This is a genomic window from Shewanella sp. SR43-8 (assembly GCF_014163775.1).
GTDB classification, from domain to species: Bacteria; Pseudomonadota; Gammaproteobacteria; order Enterobacterales; family Shewanellaceae; genus Shewanella; species Shewanella vesiculosa.
Genome location: NZ_JACJDX010000010.1, coordinates 105,895 through 122,739, shown reverse-complemented (window position 1 = coordinate 122,739; position 16,845 = coordinate 105,895). Strand labels below are relative to the sequence as shown.

At 43.8% G+C, this 16,845-nt stretch carries 14 protein-coding genes and 1 riboswitch; of the genes, 10 read left to right on the top strand and 4 right to left on the bottom strand.

The features are described 5' to 3' along the window. The first annotated feature begins 112 nt into the window (after nt 1-112). The 8 genes from H5114_RS14255 to H5114_RS14220 all read left to right on the top strand — a co-directional run bounded on the left by H5114_RS14255 (nt 113) and on the right by H5114_RS14220 (nt 8,748). Nucleotides 113-523, top strand: coding sequence for a MerR family DNA-binding transcriptional regulator (locus tag H5114_RS14255; RefSeq protein ID WP_124018000.1), 411 nt, complete (start codon nt 113-115; stop codon nt 521-523). A 125-nt stretch (nt 524-648) separates the two neighbouring features. Further along, entirely contained in the window at nt 649-1,818 is a 1,170-nt protein-coding gene (locus tag H5114_RS14250) for an isovaleryl-CoA dehydrogenase (RefSeq protein ID WP_124017999.1), read from the top strand. An 87-nt stretch (nt 1,819-1,905) separates the two neighbouring features. Then, complete coding sequence (locus H5114_RS14245; protein ID WP_124017998.1) at nt 1,906-3,513, top strand: carboxyl transferase domain-containing protein; 1,608 nt, start codon at nt 1,906-1,908, stop codon at nt 3,511-3,513. Between the two features lie 38 nt (nt 3,514-3,551). Then, complete coding sequence (locus H5114_RS14240; RefSeq protein ID WP_182723275.1) at nt 3,552-4,367, top strand: enoyl-CoA hydratase-related protein; 816 nt, start codon at nt 3,552-3,554, stop codon at nt 4,365-4,367. After that, complete coding sequence (locus H5114_RS14235) at nt 4,367-6,397, top strand: acetyl/propionyl/methylcrotonyl-CoA carboxylase subunit alpha (protein WP_182723274.1); 2,031 nt, start codon at nt 4,367-4,369, stop codon at nt 6,395-6,397. Before H5114_RS14240 ends, H5114_RS14235 begins: the two co-directional genes overlap by 1 nt. Then, nucleotides 6,398-7,300, top strand: a complete 903-nt coding sequence (locus H5114_RS14230) for a hydroxymethylglutaryl-CoA lyase (protein WP_182698098.1) — start codon at nt 6,398-6,400, stop codon at nt 7,298-7,300. It begins immediately after the preceding gene. A 73-nt stretch (nt 7,301-7,373) separates the two neighbouring features. Then, nucleotides 7,374-8,078, top strand: a complete 705-nt coding sequence (locus tag H5114_RS14225) for a CoA transferase subunit A (protein WP_182723273.1) — start codon at nt 7,374-7,376, stop codon at nt 8,076-8,078. Nucleotides 8,079-8,091: 13 nt separating this feature from the next. Next, nucleotides 8,092-8,748, top strand: a complete 657-nt coding sequence (locus H5114_RS14220; protein ID WP_124017993.1) for a 3-oxoacid CoA-transferase subunit B — start codon at nt 8,092-8,094, stop codon at nt 8,746-8,748. A gap of 262 nt (nt 8,749-9,010) precedes the next feature. Here H5114_RS14220 and H5114_RS14215 read toward each other — a convergent pair whose 3' ends face one another. Beyond that, nucleotides 9,011-9,868: a universal stress protein gene (locus tag H5114_RS14215; RefSeq protein ID WP_182723272.1), complete on the bottom strand. Its 858-nt coding sequence runs from the start codon at nt 9,866-9,868 to the stop codon at nt 9,011-9,013. A gap of 250 nt (nt 9,869-10,118) precedes the next feature. Here H5114_RS14215 and H5114_RS14210 point away from each other — a divergent pair, with 250 nt between their 5' ends. Continuing rightward, nucleotides 10,119-11,312, top strand: coding sequence for a cation:proton antiporter (locus tag H5114_RS14210; protein WP_182723271.1), 1,194 nt, complete (start codon nt 10,119-10,121; stop codon nt 11,310-11,312). Between the two features lie 60 nt (nt 11,313-11,372). On the opposite strand, the gene H5114_RS14205 is transcribed toward H5114_RS14210, so the two are convergent. Then, nucleotides 11,373-11,879, bottom strand: a complete 507-nt coding sequence (locus H5114_RS14205; RefSeq protein ID WP_182723270.1) for a TlpA family protein disulfide reductase — start codon at nt 11,877-11,879, stop codon at nt 11,373-11,375. Nucleotides 11,880-12,224: 345 nt separating this feature from the next. Between H5114_RS14205 and H5114_RS14200 the strand changes: the two genes are divergently transcribed. After that, on the top strand, nt 12,225-14,015 hold the full coding sequence (locus H5114_RS14200) for an acyl-CoA dehydrogenase C-terminal domain-containing protein (protein ID WP_182723269.1): 1,791 nt from the start codon (nt 12,225-12,227) through the stop codon (nt 14,013-14,015). A 130-nt stretch (nt 14,016-14,145) separates the two neighbouring features. On the opposite strand, the gene H5114_RS14195 is transcribed toward H5114_RS14200, so the two are convergent. After that, nucleotides 14,146-14,724, bottom strand: coding sequence for a thymidine kinase (locus H5114_RS14195; protein ID WP_124017988.1), 579 nt, complete (start codon nt 14,722-14,724; stop codon nt 14,146-14,148). A gap of 154 nt (nt 14,725-14,878) precedes the next feature. Beyond that, entirely contained in the window at nt 14,879-16,435 is a 1,557-nt protein-coding gene (locus H5114_RS14190) for a Na+/H+ antiporter NhaC family protein (protein ID WP_220487625.1), read from the bottom strand. A gap of 82 nt (nt 16,436-16,517) precedes the next feature. Continuing rightward, nucleotides 16,518-16,734, bottom strand: a riboswitch (Lysine riboswitch). Between the last annotated feature and the right edge of the window lie 111 nt (nt 16,735-16,845).

The window sequence follows — 16,845 nt, the reverse complement described above, 5'->3', positions numbered from 1 at the left end:
ATTCTAGTGGCAAGCAAAATTAACATGCACGCAGCCAATAACCACCTTTCAAACTTTACCTTTACGTAAACTTCATATATCTTGCATCAAAAGAAACACTTTTGGTGACATGATGAGCACAACCACTAGCACTCAATCAACATATTCAATCAGTGACTTATCAAAAGAATTTGATATCACCACCCGCAGTATTCGTTTTTACGAAGACCAAGGCTTGATCAAACCTAAGCGTCGCGGACAAACTCGCATATACAGCCTCAAAGATCGCGTGCGTTTAAAACTCATTTTACGCGGCAAGCGCCTTGGCTTTTCATTAGCAGAAACACGCCGTCTGTTTGAACTTTATGATGCCGATAAAAGCAGCTCAACCCAACTCAACACCATGCTTGACTTAGTCAATGAGAAAAAATCGGCTCTGCAACAGCAAATGGATGACATTAAAGTGGTGCTAATGGAGCTCAATTCTGCCGAGCAACAATGTAAAGCGGCACTGACTGACAATGCGACCAGAAAAATAAAGTAATCAATTTATAACAGCTAATAATTGTAAAAGGCTTACTCAATTAAGCAAAAACTGACACAAAACTGCCAAAAACGCCCATAAAAAGCGTTGGCAGCACATAATAAAATTCAACAGGACACAAACAAATGAGCGACTTATATACCAGCTTAAACTTCGGTTTAGGTGAAGATGTAGACATGTTACGTGACGCTGTTCGTGGTTTTGCCGCTAACGAGATTGCCCCAATGGCCGCCCAAGTCGATATCGACAACGCCTTTCCTAACCAATTATGGCCAGTATTAGGTGATATGGGCTTACTTGGCGTCACCGTTGATGAGCAATATGGCGGCGCCAACATGGGTTATCTTGCCCATGTGGTGGCAATGGAAGAAATTTCCCGAGCATCTGCCTCTATTGGTCTCAGTTATGGTGCCCATTCAAACTTGTGTGTTAACCAAATCAACCGTAATGGTAATGAGGCTCAAAAAGCCAAATATTTACCAAAACTGGTCAGTGGCGAACACATTGGTGCCTTAGCCATGAGTGAACCCAATGCCGGTTCCGATGTAGTATCAATGAAACTGCATGCTCGTAAAGAAGGCGATCGCTACATCTTGAACGGCAACAAAATGTGGATCACTAATGGTCCAGATGCTCACACCTATGTGATTTATGCAAAAACCGATTTAAATAAAGGCGCACATGGCATTACCGCGTTTATCGTTGAACGTGGATCGAAAGGGTTTAGCCAAGCCCAAAAACTCGACAAGTTAGGTATGCGCGGTTCAAACACCTGTGAGTTGGTGTTTGAAGACTGTGAAGTGCCTGAAGAAAACATCTTAGGCGGCCTCAATAATGGCGTAAAAGTGCTTATGAGCGGCCTAGACTACGAGCGCGTTGTATTAGCTGGCGGTCCACTAGGCATTATGTCGGCTTGTATGGACATAGTGGTGCCATATATTCATGAGCGTGAACAATTTGGCAAATCGATCGGTGAATTCCAACTAGTGCAAGGCAAATTAGCCGACATGTACACGGGTATGAATGCCGCCCGCGCTTATGTTTACAGCGTCGCCAAGTCATGTGACCGCGGTGAAACCACGCGTAAAGATGCCGCAGGCGCTATTTTATACAGTGCAGAACTTGCCACTAAAATGGCCCTAGACGCGATTCAACTTCTCGGCGGCAATGGTTATGTCAACGAGTATGCCACTGGCCGTTTATTGCGTGATGCCAAACTTTATGAAATTGGTGCAGGTACCTCAGAAATTCGCCGCATGTTAATTGGCCGCGAATTATTTAACGAGTCAAAGTAAGTAACACTTGCCCCAGTAGGGCGACATATCAAGCGTATCTTGTCGCCCTTATCAAGCCCCTATTTTTGCTTCATTAAGGACATAGAAATGACGCAACTGAGCAGCCGCATCAATCCTCGCAGTGACGAATTTAAAGCCAAGTCAGACAGCATGGCGTTATTAGTCAATGATCTTCAACAAAAACTAGCACAAATCGCACAAGGTGGTGGCCCGGTCGCCCTTGAGCGTCATTTGTCGCGCGGTAAATTATTGCCTCGCCAGCGTGTCGAAAAGCTACTTGACCCAGGTTCTCCCTTCTTAGAGTTATCGCAATTTGCCGCTTATGAAGTGTATGACGAAGAAGTGCCTGCTGCAGGTGTGATTGCTGGTATTGGTCGCGTGAGTGGGGTTGAATGCATGATCATCGCCAACGATGCCACCGTAAAAGGCGGCACCTACTATCCGATCACAGTGAAGAAACACTTACGTGCTCAAGATATTGCTAGCCGTTGCCATTTACCGTGTATCTACCTAGTCGATTCTGGCGGCGCGAATTTACCCCGCCAAGATGAAGTCTTTCCAGATCGCGATCATTTCGGCCGAATTTTCTATAACCAAGCACAAATGTCGGCCAAGGGCATCCCTCAAATTGCTGTGGTAATGGGCTTATGTACCGCGGGCGGCGCGTATGTGCCTGCGATGGCTGATGAATCTATTATTGTTAAAGATCAAGGCACCATCTTTTTAGCGGGTCCGCCACTGGTGAAAGCGGCAACAGGTGAAGAAGTCAGTGCAGAAGAGCTCGGCGGCGCAGAAGTGCACACTAAAATATCCGGTGTAGCCGATCATCTGGCGCAAAATGATGACCACGCACTTGAACTTGCTCGCCGTGCTGTATTGCGCTTGAATCATCAAAAAGAAATCAAAAGCCTATTAAGTCCAGTTAAACCACCACAATTTGATATCCACGAATTGTACGGCATTGTCGGCACTGACCTTAAAAAGCCGTTCGACGTTAAAGAAGTGATTGCCCGTATCGTTGATGATTCTGACTTTGACGAATTTAAAGCCAATTACGGTGCAACCTTAGTGTGTGGTTTTGCACGCATTCATGGTTATCCGGTCGGGATTGTAGCCAATAACGGTATTTTATTTTCTGAGTCGGCGCAAAAAGGCGCTCACTTTATCGAACTGTGTTGCCAACGCAAAATCCCATTACTGTTCTTACAAAATATCACCGGCTTTATGGTCGGTAAAAAGTACGAACACGAAGGTATTGCCAAACACGGCGCCAAAATGGTCACCGCAGTATCTTGTGCCAATGTACCTAAATTTACTGTGATTATCGGTGGCAGTTATGGCGCAGGTAACTACGGCATGTGTGGTCGCGCATTTGAACCAACCATGATGTGGATGTGGCCTAACGCGCGGATTTCAGTGATGGGCGGCGAACAAGCTGCTGGCGTGTTAGCAACAGTGCGCCGCGATGGTTTAGCCCGTAAAGGGATTGAATGGTCTACTGAAGATGAACAAGCATTTCGTAAACCGATAGTTGAACAATACGAAAAAGAAGGCCACCCGTATCATGCCAGTGCCCGTCTTTGGGATGATGGCATTATTGATCCGGCGCAAACCCGTGACGTAGTCGGCTTAGCCTTATCGGCAGCGTTAAATGCTCCTATTGAAGACACCCGTTTTGGGGTGTTCCGCATGTAATTGATGCGGCTAATTCAACTAACTAGGAGTAAGTAACAATGTTAACGAGCCAATATAAACACATTGAATGTGACATATCACAAGGTGTTGCCCAACTGATCTTAAACCGGGCTGAAGTGCATAATGCCTTTGATGAGGTGATGATCAGCGAAATGATCAACGCCATCAAAAACTTTGCTAATGACAGCCAATGCAACATGCTGATCTTACGTGCCAATGGCAAAAACTTCAGTGCCGGCGCCGACCTTAATTGGATGCGTAAACAAGCAAAAATGGACGTTGGCCAAAACCTTGCTGACGCTCACGAGCTTGCCAAATTAATGCATGTACTCGACAAATTCCCAAAACCCACTATCGCTCTGGTTCAAGGTGCTGCCTTTGGTGGTGCATTAGGATTAATTTGTTGCTGCGACATTGCCATTGCGACAACGGGTGCCAGCTTCTGTTTAAGCGAAGTTAAACTCGGTCTTATCCCCGCAGTAATCAGTCCTTATGTGGTGCGCGCCATGGGTAATCGTCAATCGCGTCGCTTTATGCTAACGGCAGAGCGCTTTAGTGCCGATGTAGCCTTAAGCCATCAAGTTATCCACCAGATTAACGATGACCTAGATGCTGCCGCAGCGCCCTTTATCACGGCATTTAATGCCAATAGCCCTCAGGGCATGGCTTGGGTAAAAACCTTAGTATCGCGTTTAGAAGATGGCGTTATTGATGACGCCACGCTCAATTATACCAGCGAGCAAATTGCTCGAATTCGTGTATCAGATGAAGGACAAGAAGGCCTTAATGCCTTTTTTGAAAAAAGAGCCCCCGCATGGCAAACCGTCAAATCTGATCCACAAGGAGCCCAATAATGTTTACCAAATTACTGATAGCAAACCGTGGTGAAATTGCATGTCGTATTATTAAAACGGCACAAACCATGGGCGTACGCACCATTGCTTTATATTCTGATGCTGACAAAGACGCCCGTCATGTTGCCATGGCAGACGAGTCGTTTTATTTGGGCGGAAGTGCTCCTGCTGACTCGTATTTAAAAGCCGATTTAATTATTGAGATAGCCAAAAAGTCAGGTGCACAAGCCATTCATCCTGGATATGGTTTTCTGTCTGAAAATGCTGAGTTTGCACGAAAATGTGAACAAAATGGCATCGCTTTTGTTGGCCCAGGTAGCGACGCTATTGATGCCATGGGCAGTAAAAGTGCTGCCAAAAACATCATGTCTAAAGCCAATGTGCCGCTCGTACCGGGTTATCACGGCGACGATCAAACTGATGCCACATTAATTGCTCAGGCCAAAGCTATCGGCTTCCCGTTACTGATTAAAGCAGCTTATGGCGGCGGCGGTAAAGGCATGCGTATCGTAGAAAACGACGGTGAAATCCTAGAAGCCGTTAAATCAGCGCGCCGTGAAGCCATCTCGTCTTTTGGCAATGACAAACTCTTGATGGAACGCTACTTACGTCAGCCGCGCCATGTTGAAGTGCAAGTGTTTGCTGACAGCCACGGCCATGCCATTTACTTGTCAGATCGTGATTGCTCTATTCAGCGTCGCCATCAAAAAGTGGTTGAAGAAGCGCCTGCTCCAGGTTTATCTGATGAGTTACGTGCGCAGATGGGTAACGCTGCAGTTGCAGCCGCCAAAGCCATTGATTATGTCGGCGCTGGTACCGTTGAGTTTCTACTGGATACCGACAACAGCTTTTATTTCATGGAAATGAATACTCGCCTCCAAGTTGAACACCCAGTAACTGAAATGGTCACTGGCCAAGATTTGGTTAAATGGCAGCTTTTGGTCGCCAGTGGTGGTGAATTGCCACTGAGCCAAGATGAAGTGCGCATTCATGGTCATTCATTTGAAGTGCGGATATACGCTGAAGATCCACAAAACGAATTTTTACCGGCCAGTGGTAAGCTCAACTTTTTACGTGAACCAGAGCAAAATCGTCACGTGCGTATTGATTCTGGCATTCGTGAAAACGATATTATCAGTAACTTTTATGACCCAATGATTGCTAAATTGATTGTGTGGGATGAGTCGCGCCCTCGTGCATTACAACGCTTAGTGCATGCGCTAGAGTCATACCAAATTAGTGGCCTTAAACATAATATCGAATTTTTAGCTAACATTGCCGAACACCCAGCGTTTGCTGCTGCAGATTTCTGTACTGACTTTATTGAACGCTATGGCGACACCTTAATTGGTGATGCGGCCGTTGAAGCCGATACAGCTTTAGCGCTAGCAGGGCTTTTTCAAGTACTGTCACGTAAGCAAGCGGCTAAAGCACTGGCAATCAACAGTGCCGATCCTTATTCACCATGGGGTTTAGTCAGCGGCTTTAGATTAAACAGCTCTAGCGTGCATCACGTATCGCTATTAACTGATACCGCAGCCGATGTTCAGCAACATGATTTATTACTCACCGCCATTGGCGAACAGTATCAACTGTGTTTACACGACCAAGTACTAACGTTAGCCGGTGAACTCAAAGCCGATTTACTATTAGCCGAAATTAACGGTCATAAAAGTAAAATTCCAGTCAGCCATCAAGGCGATGATTTCACTTTATTCTTGCCGTCTGGCAGTTACCATTTTAAAGCGATATTGGCTCAAGTCGCCGGCGAAGTGGTTAACCATGCAGATAAGCTCAAAGCCCCCATGAATGGCACCGTAGTGACGCATTTAGTGGAAGTAGGTGATGAAGTTAAAGCGGGTCAAGGTTTACTGGTGATGGAAGCGATGAAAATGGAATACACCATTGAAGCACCGTTTGATGGTGTAGTCAGTGAGTTTTATTTCCAAAGCGGTCAACTTGTCAGCGATGGCGCTCAACTATTAAATGTTGAGCCATTAGTGACTGAAACCAGCGTCGAGGAAGCGTAAATGTTACCCACTAAAGTCAGTATTTTTGAAGTCGGTGCCCGTGACGGTTTGCAAAATGAAGTGCCGGTAACAACGGCAGACAAACTGACACTGATTGAACAACTGGCCGATGCAGGTGTTAAGCGAATAGAAGCAGGCAGCTTTGTGTCACCTAAGTGGGTGCCACAAATGGCCGATTCCGATGCCGTGTTTCATCAACTTAGAGGTCAAATTAATCGTCACCCTGGCGTGGTTTACAGTGCCTTGACGCCCAATTTAAAAGGCTTTGAACTGGCTCTGGCTGCTGGCGCAGATGAAGTGGCTATTTTTGGTGCAGCGTCTGAAAGCTTTAGTCAAAAAAATATTAACTGCTCAATTGATGAGTCAATTGCTCGCTTTATGCCGTTAATCGAGGAAGCAAAAAAACATAATATCGCCGTACGTGGTTATGTATCTTGTGTACTCGGTTGCCCGTACGAAGGCAATATTAACGTCAGCGAAGTCGCTAGAGTATCTGAAATCCTTTACCAGATGGGTTGCTACGAAATATCCCTTGGCGACACCATAGGTGTTGGCACACCAAATGATGCTCGAAAAATGGTTGAAGCCGTTGCGAATGTCGTGCCAGTGGATAAATTAGCTCTGCACTTTCATGACACTTATGGCCAAGCTCTGGCCAACATTCTTGCCTGCCTTGAAACCGGTGTTAGCGTATTTGACGCATCAGTTGCGGGTCTTGGTGGCTGCCCTTACGCAAAGGGCGCATCGGGTAACTTAGCGACAGAAGACCTGGTCTACATGCTCCATGGCATGGGCATAGATACCGGCATAGATCTGAACAAGCTTGCACTTGCAGGCGATACCATTAGCCGCGCATTGGGGCGCAGCAATGGGTCCAAAGTAGCAAATGCAATAAGAACATAATCACATATACTCAACATGGTTAGCACGGTATAGCGCTAACCATTGATATAAATATAACGATAAGGACAACAAGATGGCAGGTTTCAATAAAGTCGTCCACAGCTATGAAGAAGCGCTAGCAGGACTGAAAGATGATATGACCATTATGGTCGGCGGCTTTGGATTGTGTGGCATTCCTGAAGGCCTAATTAATCATATGGTGACTATGGATGTTAAAGGCTTAACCGCCATTTCAAATAATGCTGGGGTTGATAACTTTGGCTTAGGACTGTTACTGAAACAGCACCAAATTTCAACCATGATTGCCTCTTACGTAGGCGAAAACGCCACCTTTGAACAGCAAATGTTATCCGGCGAGCTCAACGTTATCTTAACCCCGCAAGGCACACTGGCTGAAAAAATCCGTGCCGGCGGTGCAGGTATTCCGGCATTCTTTACCGCCACAGGTTACGGCACGCCGATTGCCGACGGTAAAGAAACCCGTGAAATCAAAGGGCGTCACTACGTATTAGAAGAATCGTTGACCGCTGACTTTGCTTTAATTCGCGCGTGGAAAGCGGACACTATGGGTAACTTAGTGTTTCGCAAAACCGCAGCAAACTTTAATCCGATGATGGCCACTGCAGGTAAAATTACCATAGTTGAAGCCGAAGAAATTGTTGCACCTGGTGAACTCGATCCAGACCATATTCATACACCGGGTATTTATGTCGATCGCGTGATCAAAGCTAGCTTTGAAAAACGTATCGAGCAACGTACCGTCAAAGCTGCGAAATAAGGGAGACAACACCATGGCACTGACCAGAGAACAACTCGCCCAGCGCGTAGCAAAAGAATTACAAGATGGCTTTTATGTTAACCTAGGTATCGGTATCCCTACCCTAGTCGCTAACTATATTCCACACGGCATACAAGTAATGTTGCAATCTGAAAATGGTTTACTGGGTATGGGCGAATTTCCTACCGAAGACAACATCGATGCCGATCTTATCAACGCTGGCAAGCAAACGGTAACCGCGGTTGCAGGCGCGTCATTCTTTTCATCAGCAGAAAGCTTTGCCATGATCCGTGGCGGCCATGTCGACCTCACGGTACTGGGCGCATTTGAAGTGGATGTTAACGGCTCTATCGCCTCATGGATGATCCCAGGCAAACTGATTAAAGGTATGGGCGGCGCCATGGATTTAGTCGCGGGCGCCGACAATATTATTGTCACCATGATGCATGCGGACAAATACGGCAACTCGAAACTATTATCAACCTGCGAGTTACCATTAACGGGCTATGGCTGTATTAAACGGGTGATGACAGATTTAGCCTTTATCGAAATTAAAGATGGTGCGTTTCATTTACTTGAACGCGCGCCCGGTGTGACGGTTGATGAAATTGTTGCTAAAACAGCAGGTAAGTTAGTGGTACCAGACCACGTACCGGAAATGACCTTTTAATCTCTATTAAACAGTTAAGATCAACCAAGCCCGCCAATTTAACTTAATGATGCGGGCTTTTTTATACTTTTATCTAATATGACTACTGTAGCGACTCAGCCCCTTTTCTACTTTGAGATGTGAATATCAAAATGTAAATGCACAGGCTAAGCCATTTATGCTGAGTTCAAGGAAAAAATGCGCAGTTTTATGGTTTAAATGAGCATTTTTCAACGATGAAATAGGCTTAAATGGCGACGCTATGAGTCGTGATATTGTCGATTTAATCTTCTGCTGGGATCACCAACACATTACTGCGCATCCGGCTCAAAATAGATTCCGCTGTATTACCAATAATGCGCCCTAGTAATCCTTGCCGTTGCCGCGCACCAATCACAAAATATTGGCTTTTTAACCGACATGCCAGTTCAAACAGACACAGTTCAGGCTCACCTGAGATAATATGCATACAATCAGCGTCAACTCCTATGTCAGCAATTTTTTGCTGATGTTCTGCATACGCTTTTTTAACTAAAGCATTAATGTCGAGCAAATCCATGTCGCGAACAATTTCCGGAATTCGTAACACATAAGCCACATGCAACTGTGTTCCAGTCGCTTTAGCAAGCTGCAGGCCATTAGCAATAACGGCGTCATTAAGCCGTTGCTTAGTCGGATTTTTAGTACCTAAATCGATTGAAATTAGCGTGGTGTTACCGGTATTAAGTGGGTTGTTTGTAAGGAGTAATAGTGGGATTTTGGTATGGCGAATTAACTGCCAATCAGTAGGCAGATAATGATCAGAATGATGGACAGCTTTAACCATAAGATCAAAGCTATGGCGAGCAGAGTGATGACAAGCATGTTCAAAAAGATACTTACTCCATATCACATGTAACGGCACATCTTCGGCATCAAGCGAATCTAAGTGCTGCTGAAGTTGCGCTTCTTGTTGTTGCATTAACTGCTTTTGCACCACTCCAGCAAGTCGTGGTTGATCACTGTCTGTGCCACTTAAATAGGCGTAAGTATAAGCAAAAACTTCAGCCTGCTTGTTCATCTGCTTGGCTAATGATAATCCTATCGCGACTGCATCAATATGCGCTTGTTCCATTTGTGCGATAACAAACATTTTGTTCATATAAACCTCCTTATTTCAGATCTTTTCTACATTTCTACTGTAACAAGTGTATGTAAACATTAAAATTATACTTATCAAGCATTGCCTTATATTCTGCGATTAGAAACTCAGTAAACGTGAGCTAGTAACTATCTTTAGCTTAGCTAATAGCGTAAGTTTGTGCTTAAGTATCGCAACTAAAATTGATCAACATCAACTTTATTGGGTTCAGATAAATCAATAACATATTGCCTAACCTGAAGGAGGATAAATGGCAATAAACAGCTTTGTAATGTCACTTTTTCTCATTCTTGTTGTGGGCAGATTATTAGGTGAGCTTAGTGACCGATTAGGATTTCCAAGCGTAGTGGGTGAAGTCACTGCGGGGATGTTAATTGGCCCGTCACTACTCAATTGGGTTGTACCTCATAGTACATTAGCCATCATCGCAGAACTGGGGGTGATTTTTTTATTATTTGATATTGGCTGTGAAACCTCTATCAAAAAGCTTGCCCATTCTGGTACTAAAGCCGTAAGTGTTGCATTGTTAGGCATTACAATACCCTTACTCTTCACAGGATTGGCCAGCCTGTATTGGCTTTCTCTACCTCCTTTTACAGCATTATTTTTTGGTTGCGCATTAACGGCCACCAGCATTGGTATTTCAATGCGAGTTTTAGCACTCAATAATCAAACTCAAAGTGCGGCAGGGCAAATTATTCTAGGGGCGGCGGTTATCGATGATATCGTTGGCGTGATACTACTGAGCGTGTTGTTTAATTTCGCCTCATCTGGAGAATTAGCCGTAAGCTCAACCTTAGTATTATTTATCATGATTGCCTGCTTTATCATTTTCAGCCCGCCACTGGTCAGAGTGATAATTTATTTAACCCGCTGGTTTCACCTTAAAACACGCATTCCCGGTTATGAAGTGTTTGTCGTCACGGCAATGATTTGCTTATTTGCTTGGTTAGCTCATTGGTTTGGTACCCCGGCTATTTTAGGTGGCTTTGCCGTCGGAATGGGCTTGTCACGACAATTTACCTCGCCATTTAATCAATACCTTAAAAACCCCTTTAGCTATACCCACAAACTGGAACAATCAGCAAAGCCGCTAGTACAGCTCTTTAGCCCCATTTTTTTCGTTTATGTCGGCATCAGCTTGGATCTAAGTCAACTTGATATGAGCTTCATGGGCTTACTATTACTCGCTTGGTTAACTTTTATCGCCGTAGCAAGTAAATTCATGGCCGGATTGTTGGCCAGCTCAAACTGGCACGAAAAAATGATTGTGGGTTCAGCAATGGTACCCAGAGGTGAAGTAGGATTAGTATTTGCAGAGATGGGACGCCAACTTGACGTCATTCAAGCCAAAGAGTTTGCCATATTAGTCATGGTTATCGCCCTAACGACCCTGATAGGGCCGCTTCTTTTAAAATATACCTCAAGTAAACAAGCCGAATAAATATAATCAGCTCAATGACCTATCATAGATGAGCAAACAACAATCGGCTTTTCATCATGGCTATTTTAATAAAAACTGTATCGCTTTGTCCAAATTAGGGTCGTCAGGATCAGACGTATTGCTCATCCATGCAATGTGGCCACTTCGGTCAATAAACACTGTTGTTGGGGTACCTGTTATGCCATACAAATTAGCAACCTCATCACCTAAAACCAGCGTGGTCATTTTTATACCTCGATCGAGCAAACTCTGCCCTGGATTGGCGCCAGCATCTTCGCTAAAACTTATACCAATCATTTGCAAGTCAGTGTGTTGGTAGTTAAGTCGTAGTTTTTCTAAACCGGGTTGCAGCTTTTTACAATATGGACACCAGGTAGCCCAAAAATGCAAAATAACCGGTTTACCGGCGTAATCATGCAGAGTAAATGATTGGCCATCAGAGGTCATTAATTCAAAATTAGTAGCAACAGACTCATCCACTTTCGCAGCAGCATCGGCTGTGCTTTGGGATATAAAAGACAATAATAGCAATGCAGATATACTGACTACTGACCAAACAAATTTCATAACGCGCCCTATTTATGGATTATTTTTATGTATTAACCTATATAGACCGGAGTGTTGCCATTATGTATTCATGTGCATTTCAGATAATCGTTTCGCGAGCACTTGTTGATCTTTCCAAGCCTGAAGACGGTATTACAACAAATAAGTCACTCGGATATTGAAGAGTAAATAAATCGGTACATTTCACGCACCAAAATAAGTTTACGCTTACGTAAAAATAATACTGAGTTTTTACTCGAAATTGGTTATGTTAGCTGAACTAACATAATCTGATTGGACCAGTAACAAGACGATACCTTGCTGCCGCGACCAAACTTAACGACCCCATAACCAAGGAATGACCTTATGCCAATTTACCAAGCTCCCCTGCGTGATTATCAATTCATTCTGTCTGAACTGCTTGATGTCTATCAACAAACTGACTTACGTGGTTTTGATGAATTAGATGCAGATTTAACTGATGCGATTTTACAAGGTGTCGCCGACTTTACTACCGACATCATGTTGCCACTCAATGCAAGCGGTGACTTGGAAGGTTGTAAATTGGTTGACGGTAAAGTCATCACCCCTTCTGGGTTTAAGCAAGCTTACAAGCAGTATGTCGAAGATGGCTGGGCCACACTAACCTGCGATCCTGAATTTGGCGGCCAAGGCCTGCCAGAAGTGATTGGTACCTTTGCCACCGAAATGAAAACCGCGACCAACATGGCTTTTGCTATGTATCCTGGGTTAACCCATGGCGCTTATTCTGCTATTCATGTCCATGGCAGCGATGCACTAAAACAAAAGTATTTAGCTAAACTAGTCAGTGGTGAATGGACTGGAACCATGAACTTAACTGAATCGCATGCTGGTACCGATTTAGCGTTATTACGCACTAAAGCTATTCCTGCCGGAGATGAGCTGTTTGCCATTAGCGGCGAGAAAATCTTTATTTCATCTGGTGATCACGATCTTGCTGATAATATTATTCACTTAGTATTAGCACGCCTACCCGATGCACCAGAAGGTGTTAAAGGCATTTCATTATTTGCGGTACCGAAATTTTTAGTCAATGCCGACGGCAGTTTAGGTGACGCCAATACGCTGAGTGCGACGGGTCTGGAACACAAAATGGGCATTCACGGTAACTCAACTTGTGTCATGCATTTTGATGGCGCAATTGGCGAATTAGTTGGTGCACCACATCAGGGCTTAAAAGCCATGTTCACCATGATGAACCAAGCACGTCTGGGTGTCGGTATTCAGGGTTTAGGCGTATCTGATATTGCTTACCAAAATGCACTTGTTTATGCCAAAGAGCGCATTCAAGGTCGTGCATTAAGTGGTGTTAAACAGCCTGAACAAGCCGCAGACTCATTATTAGTCCATGGTGACATAAGACGTATGCTGTTATCGCAAAAGTCTTTCAATGAAGGAACACGTGCGTTAATGGGCCAACAGGCATTATGGCTTGACCAAGTAGAACGTCATACTGACCCGGAAAAAGCCAAACAAGCAAATGCCCTGGCAGCTTTATTTACACCGATTGTTAAAGGTTTCGTTACCGACCAAGGCTTTAAAGCATGCGTAGATGCACAGCAGGTTTATGGTGGTCATGGCTATATTAATGAATGGGGTATGGAGCAGTATGTGCGTGATATTCGTATCGCAATGATTTATGAAGGCACAAATGGCGTTCAGGCTTTGGATTTAGTAGGCCGTAAATTACTGAGCGACAAAGGGGCAGCATTGACGTTATGGTCAGGCATGGTAAAACAGTTAATTCAAGATAATTCCGGCAACGAAGCCATGAAGCCCTATCTTGCAGGGTTAATGGACGCTGCGGGCGATCTTGAAAAAGCCACTGGTTTTATTGTTCAATCGGCCAGTAAAAACCCAGACCTTATTGGCGCAGCATCAATGCCATATATGCAACTCTTTGGCATTACCGCTCTGGCTTGGATGTGGACCCGTGTGGCGGCAACATCATTGGCAGCATTAGAAGCTGGTACTGAAGAAAGTGAGTTTTATCAAGCTAAACTTAATACGGCAAAATTCTTCATGAGCTATTGGGGCAGCCAAACTCGCAGCTTACGCAAACAAATTGAAGCTAGCAGTGCCGACATTGTCAATTTCGCAGCAGCTGACTTTTAATCTCCACATAAGCAACTAAAACATAAGCACCTAAAACACAAATAACAAAGCCGCTTCAATGTTAATTTAAGCGGCTTTGTTTATTCTGCAGCGGTCGCTAACGTAATTCTAATACGTCTTTAATGGCCAACTAATCCCACAAAAACTCGCGAAAATGCTTACGACAAACTGACTCGTAACTCTCGTTACCGCCAATCTCCACTTGTTCACCTTCGCGCATAGGATTACCTTCATGATCAAGGCGAACCACCATATTGGCTTTACGGCCACAATGACAAATGGTTTTTAATTCAACGAGCTTATCTGCCCAAGCGAGCAAGTAATGGCTACCTGAAAACAACTCACCCTGAAAATCATTACGTAATCCATAACATAATACGGGAATATCGAGATTATCGACAACATAGGTTATCTGCCTAACCTGCTCTTTACTTAAAAACTGACACTCATCAATCAGTACGCAGTGAATTTTTTGCTCGTCATTGGATGTCGAAATCAGCTCAATTAAATTGTCAGTACTACCAAACACCTGGGCATCGGTTTCAATCCCAATACGCGAAGACACTTTGCCAATACCATATCGATTATCTATTGATGCTGTCATCACTAAGGTATGCATACCGCGCTCACGATAATTATAAGAAGACTGCAGTAACGAAGTTGATTTACCGGCATTCATCGCCGAATAATAAAAGTACAGTTGCGCCAAAATATAGCGTCCTAATGGTTAGACAGTCAGTACCGTCCATATTACCTTTTTTAACTTCGCAACAACAAACAAAAATGCCGTATTCGTTATGTATACGGCATTTTTTCAAAGCTTAATCAATCGGCTTATTACTCATAAGTATAAGGATGTAGCATTACTTTTTTGCCCAAAAGTACAATACTAGGATACTGATAAGAAACAACGCACTACAACAAATCAATCCAGCCATTAACGAGCCCGTAAACCCAAGCACAATATAACCGACGAAACTAATCAATGCAGCGATAAGTGCATAAGGAAGCTGGGTCACCACATGATCGATATGATGGCAACTCGCCCCCGTTGATGACAAAATAGTGGTATCGGAAATAGGTGAGCAATGGTCACCAAATACGGCACCAGAAAGCACAGCTGCTAGCATAGGTAGCATCATGGTGCTATCACTTCCCATCGCCATATCGGCCGCTATAGGCAACATAATACCGAAGGTTCCCCAACTCGTTCCCGTTGAAAATGCGGTGATCCCAGCCAATAGAAATAACATGGCAGGCAATAGCGCAAACGGAATATTATCAGTTGCTAAACTGGCCATGAACTTACCGGTTTCAAGCTGACCAATGACACTTGATATCGTCCAAGCGAACAATAAAATATAAATAGCGGGTAACATTGAACGAGCACCAACAGAGATGCCTTTGAGCAACATAGACAGCTCTACTTTCTGTTGAAATGCCAACAACACTGTCGCAATCAAACCGACGATAGAACCAAAAAACAATGATGAACTCACATCAGTATTTTCAAATGCACCTAGTACACTAAACATCTGCTCTTTAGCCGCTAATGCTTCTGCCCCACTAGAGACCATAAAATAAAGGGTCGCAAATACTAATATCGCAATCGGTAAAAATAAACCAATCACTTTACCGGTATCAGCTTCAGGTAAATCAGTAACTGCTCCCGGTGGTTGGCCTTTTGATTCATCATACAACTCACCACGAAGTGCATTTAATTCATGCTGACGCATTGGTCCTATGTTTAAACTGAACGTCGCCACACACACTAGTAATAATAATGAGAACACGGCATAAAAGTTCATCGGGATCATCTGTATAAAGACACTTAAATGACCTGAGTCAGCAAAACCATGTGCAGTTAGAATGCCGCCAATAAGCGCAATAATATAGGCCCCCCAGCTTGATACCGGGGAAATAACGCAAATCGGTGCCGCGGTAGAATCTAAAATATAGGCAAGTTTTGCGCGTGAAATATGGTATCTGTCCGTGATAGGCCTTGAAATAGAACCTACGACTAAACTATTGAAGTAGTCATCAATAAAGACTACACAGCCTAAAAAAATGGTCATTAACTTAGCATCGCGCTTATTACGAATGCGCAGTTTGGCCCAATCAGCAAAAGCACGAGCAGAACCACTAACGGTGATCAATGCGGTTATCATGCCCAGCACAACCAAAAAACCTAAGATATATACGTTCCAACTATTCAGTGCAGCATCTTTCCAAACGAGCTGACTCGCTGTACTTAAAATATATTCGCTGCTGCCAACCAATGAAAAATCGGTCAGCAATAAGGCACCAAAAATAATACCTAACCCCAAAGACAGCAATACCTTACGGGTTAAAATAGCCAGTGTAATTGCCAAAAGTGGTGGCAAAACAGAAAGTGCCGAATCGGCATAACTTATTATCATAATTTAATTATTTCTTCGTTGGATACGAATAGAGAAAAACTAGAAATAAGACTCGCCATACACAGAAAGTATATGGGTTAACTTATCTAGTAGCACTCCACAGAAATATCCATTTAATATGAATATCATTATTTTTATCACGTAGATAAAAACACTATGACAGTACAGCCCCTTTCGAGAACTGGCCCAACAAATGAGGGCGATCACCTCACTTATTTCGGCATTGCATCCTTTTAGGTTGAATTATTGGCATCACCCAATTCAACCTGACTATTATGCAATGCACCTCTACTTTTGTATTTGTAATCATAAATAGCCCATTACAAACAGCGCGCACATACAATCATAAACCACACGCTCTATACCAGCAAAAAAGTCCTAAACTACAGCACAAATAACAATATTATTAA

Bases quoted from the DNA above. Each gene is read 5' to 3' on its own strand.
- H5114_RS14200 (WP_182723269.1), top strand. From the start codon at position 12,225: ATGCCAATTTACCAAGCTCCCCTGCGTGATTATCAATTCATTCTGTCT.
- H5114_RS14240 (WP_182723275.1), top strand. From the start codon at position 3,552: ATGTTAACGAGCCAATATAAACACATTGAATGTGACATATCACAAGGT.
- H5114_RS14235 (WP_182723274.1), top strand. From the start codon at position 4,367: ATGTTTACCAAATTACTGATAGCAAACCGTGGTGAAATTGCATGTCGT.
- H5114_RS14220 (WP_124017993.1), top strand. From the start codon at position 8,092: ATGGCACTGACCAGAGAACAACTCGCCCAGCGCGTAGCAAAAGAATTA.
- H5114_RS14210 (WP_182723271.1), top strand. From the start codon at position 10,119: ATGGCAATAAACAGCTTTGTAATGTCACTTTTTCTCATTCTTGTTGTG.
- H5114_RS14215 (WP_182723272.1), bottom strand. From the start codon at position 9,868: ATGAACAAAATGTTTGTTATCGCACAAATGGAACAAGCGCATATTGAT.
- H5114_RS14245 (WP_124017998.1), top strand. From the start codon at position 1,906: ATGACGCAACTGAGCAGCCGCATCAATCCTCGCAGTGACGAATTTAAA.
- H5114_RS14250 (WP_124017999.1), top strand. From the start codon at position 649: ATGAGCGACTTATATACCAGCTTAAACTTCGGTTTAGGTGAAGATGTA.
- H5114_RS14205 (WP_182723270.1), bottom strand. From the start codon at position 11,879: ATGAAATTTGTTTGGTCAGTAGTCAGTATATCTGCATTGCTATTATTG.
- H5114_RS14225 (WP_182723273.1), top strand. From the start codon at position 7,374: ATGGCAGGTTTCAATAAAGTCGTCCACAGCTATGAAGAAGCGCTAGCA.
- H5114_RS14190 (WP_220487625.1), bottom strand. From the start codon at position 16,435: ATGATAATAAGTTATGCCGATTCGGCACTTTCTGTTTTGCCACCACTT.
- H5114_RS14230 (WP_182698098.1), top strand. From the start codon at position 6,398: ATGTTACCCACTAAAGTCAGTATTTTTGAAGTCGGTGCCCGTGACGGT.
- H5114_RS14255 (WP_124018000.1), top strand. From the start codon at position 113: ATGAGCACAACCACTAGCACTCAATCAACATATTCAATCAGTGACTTA.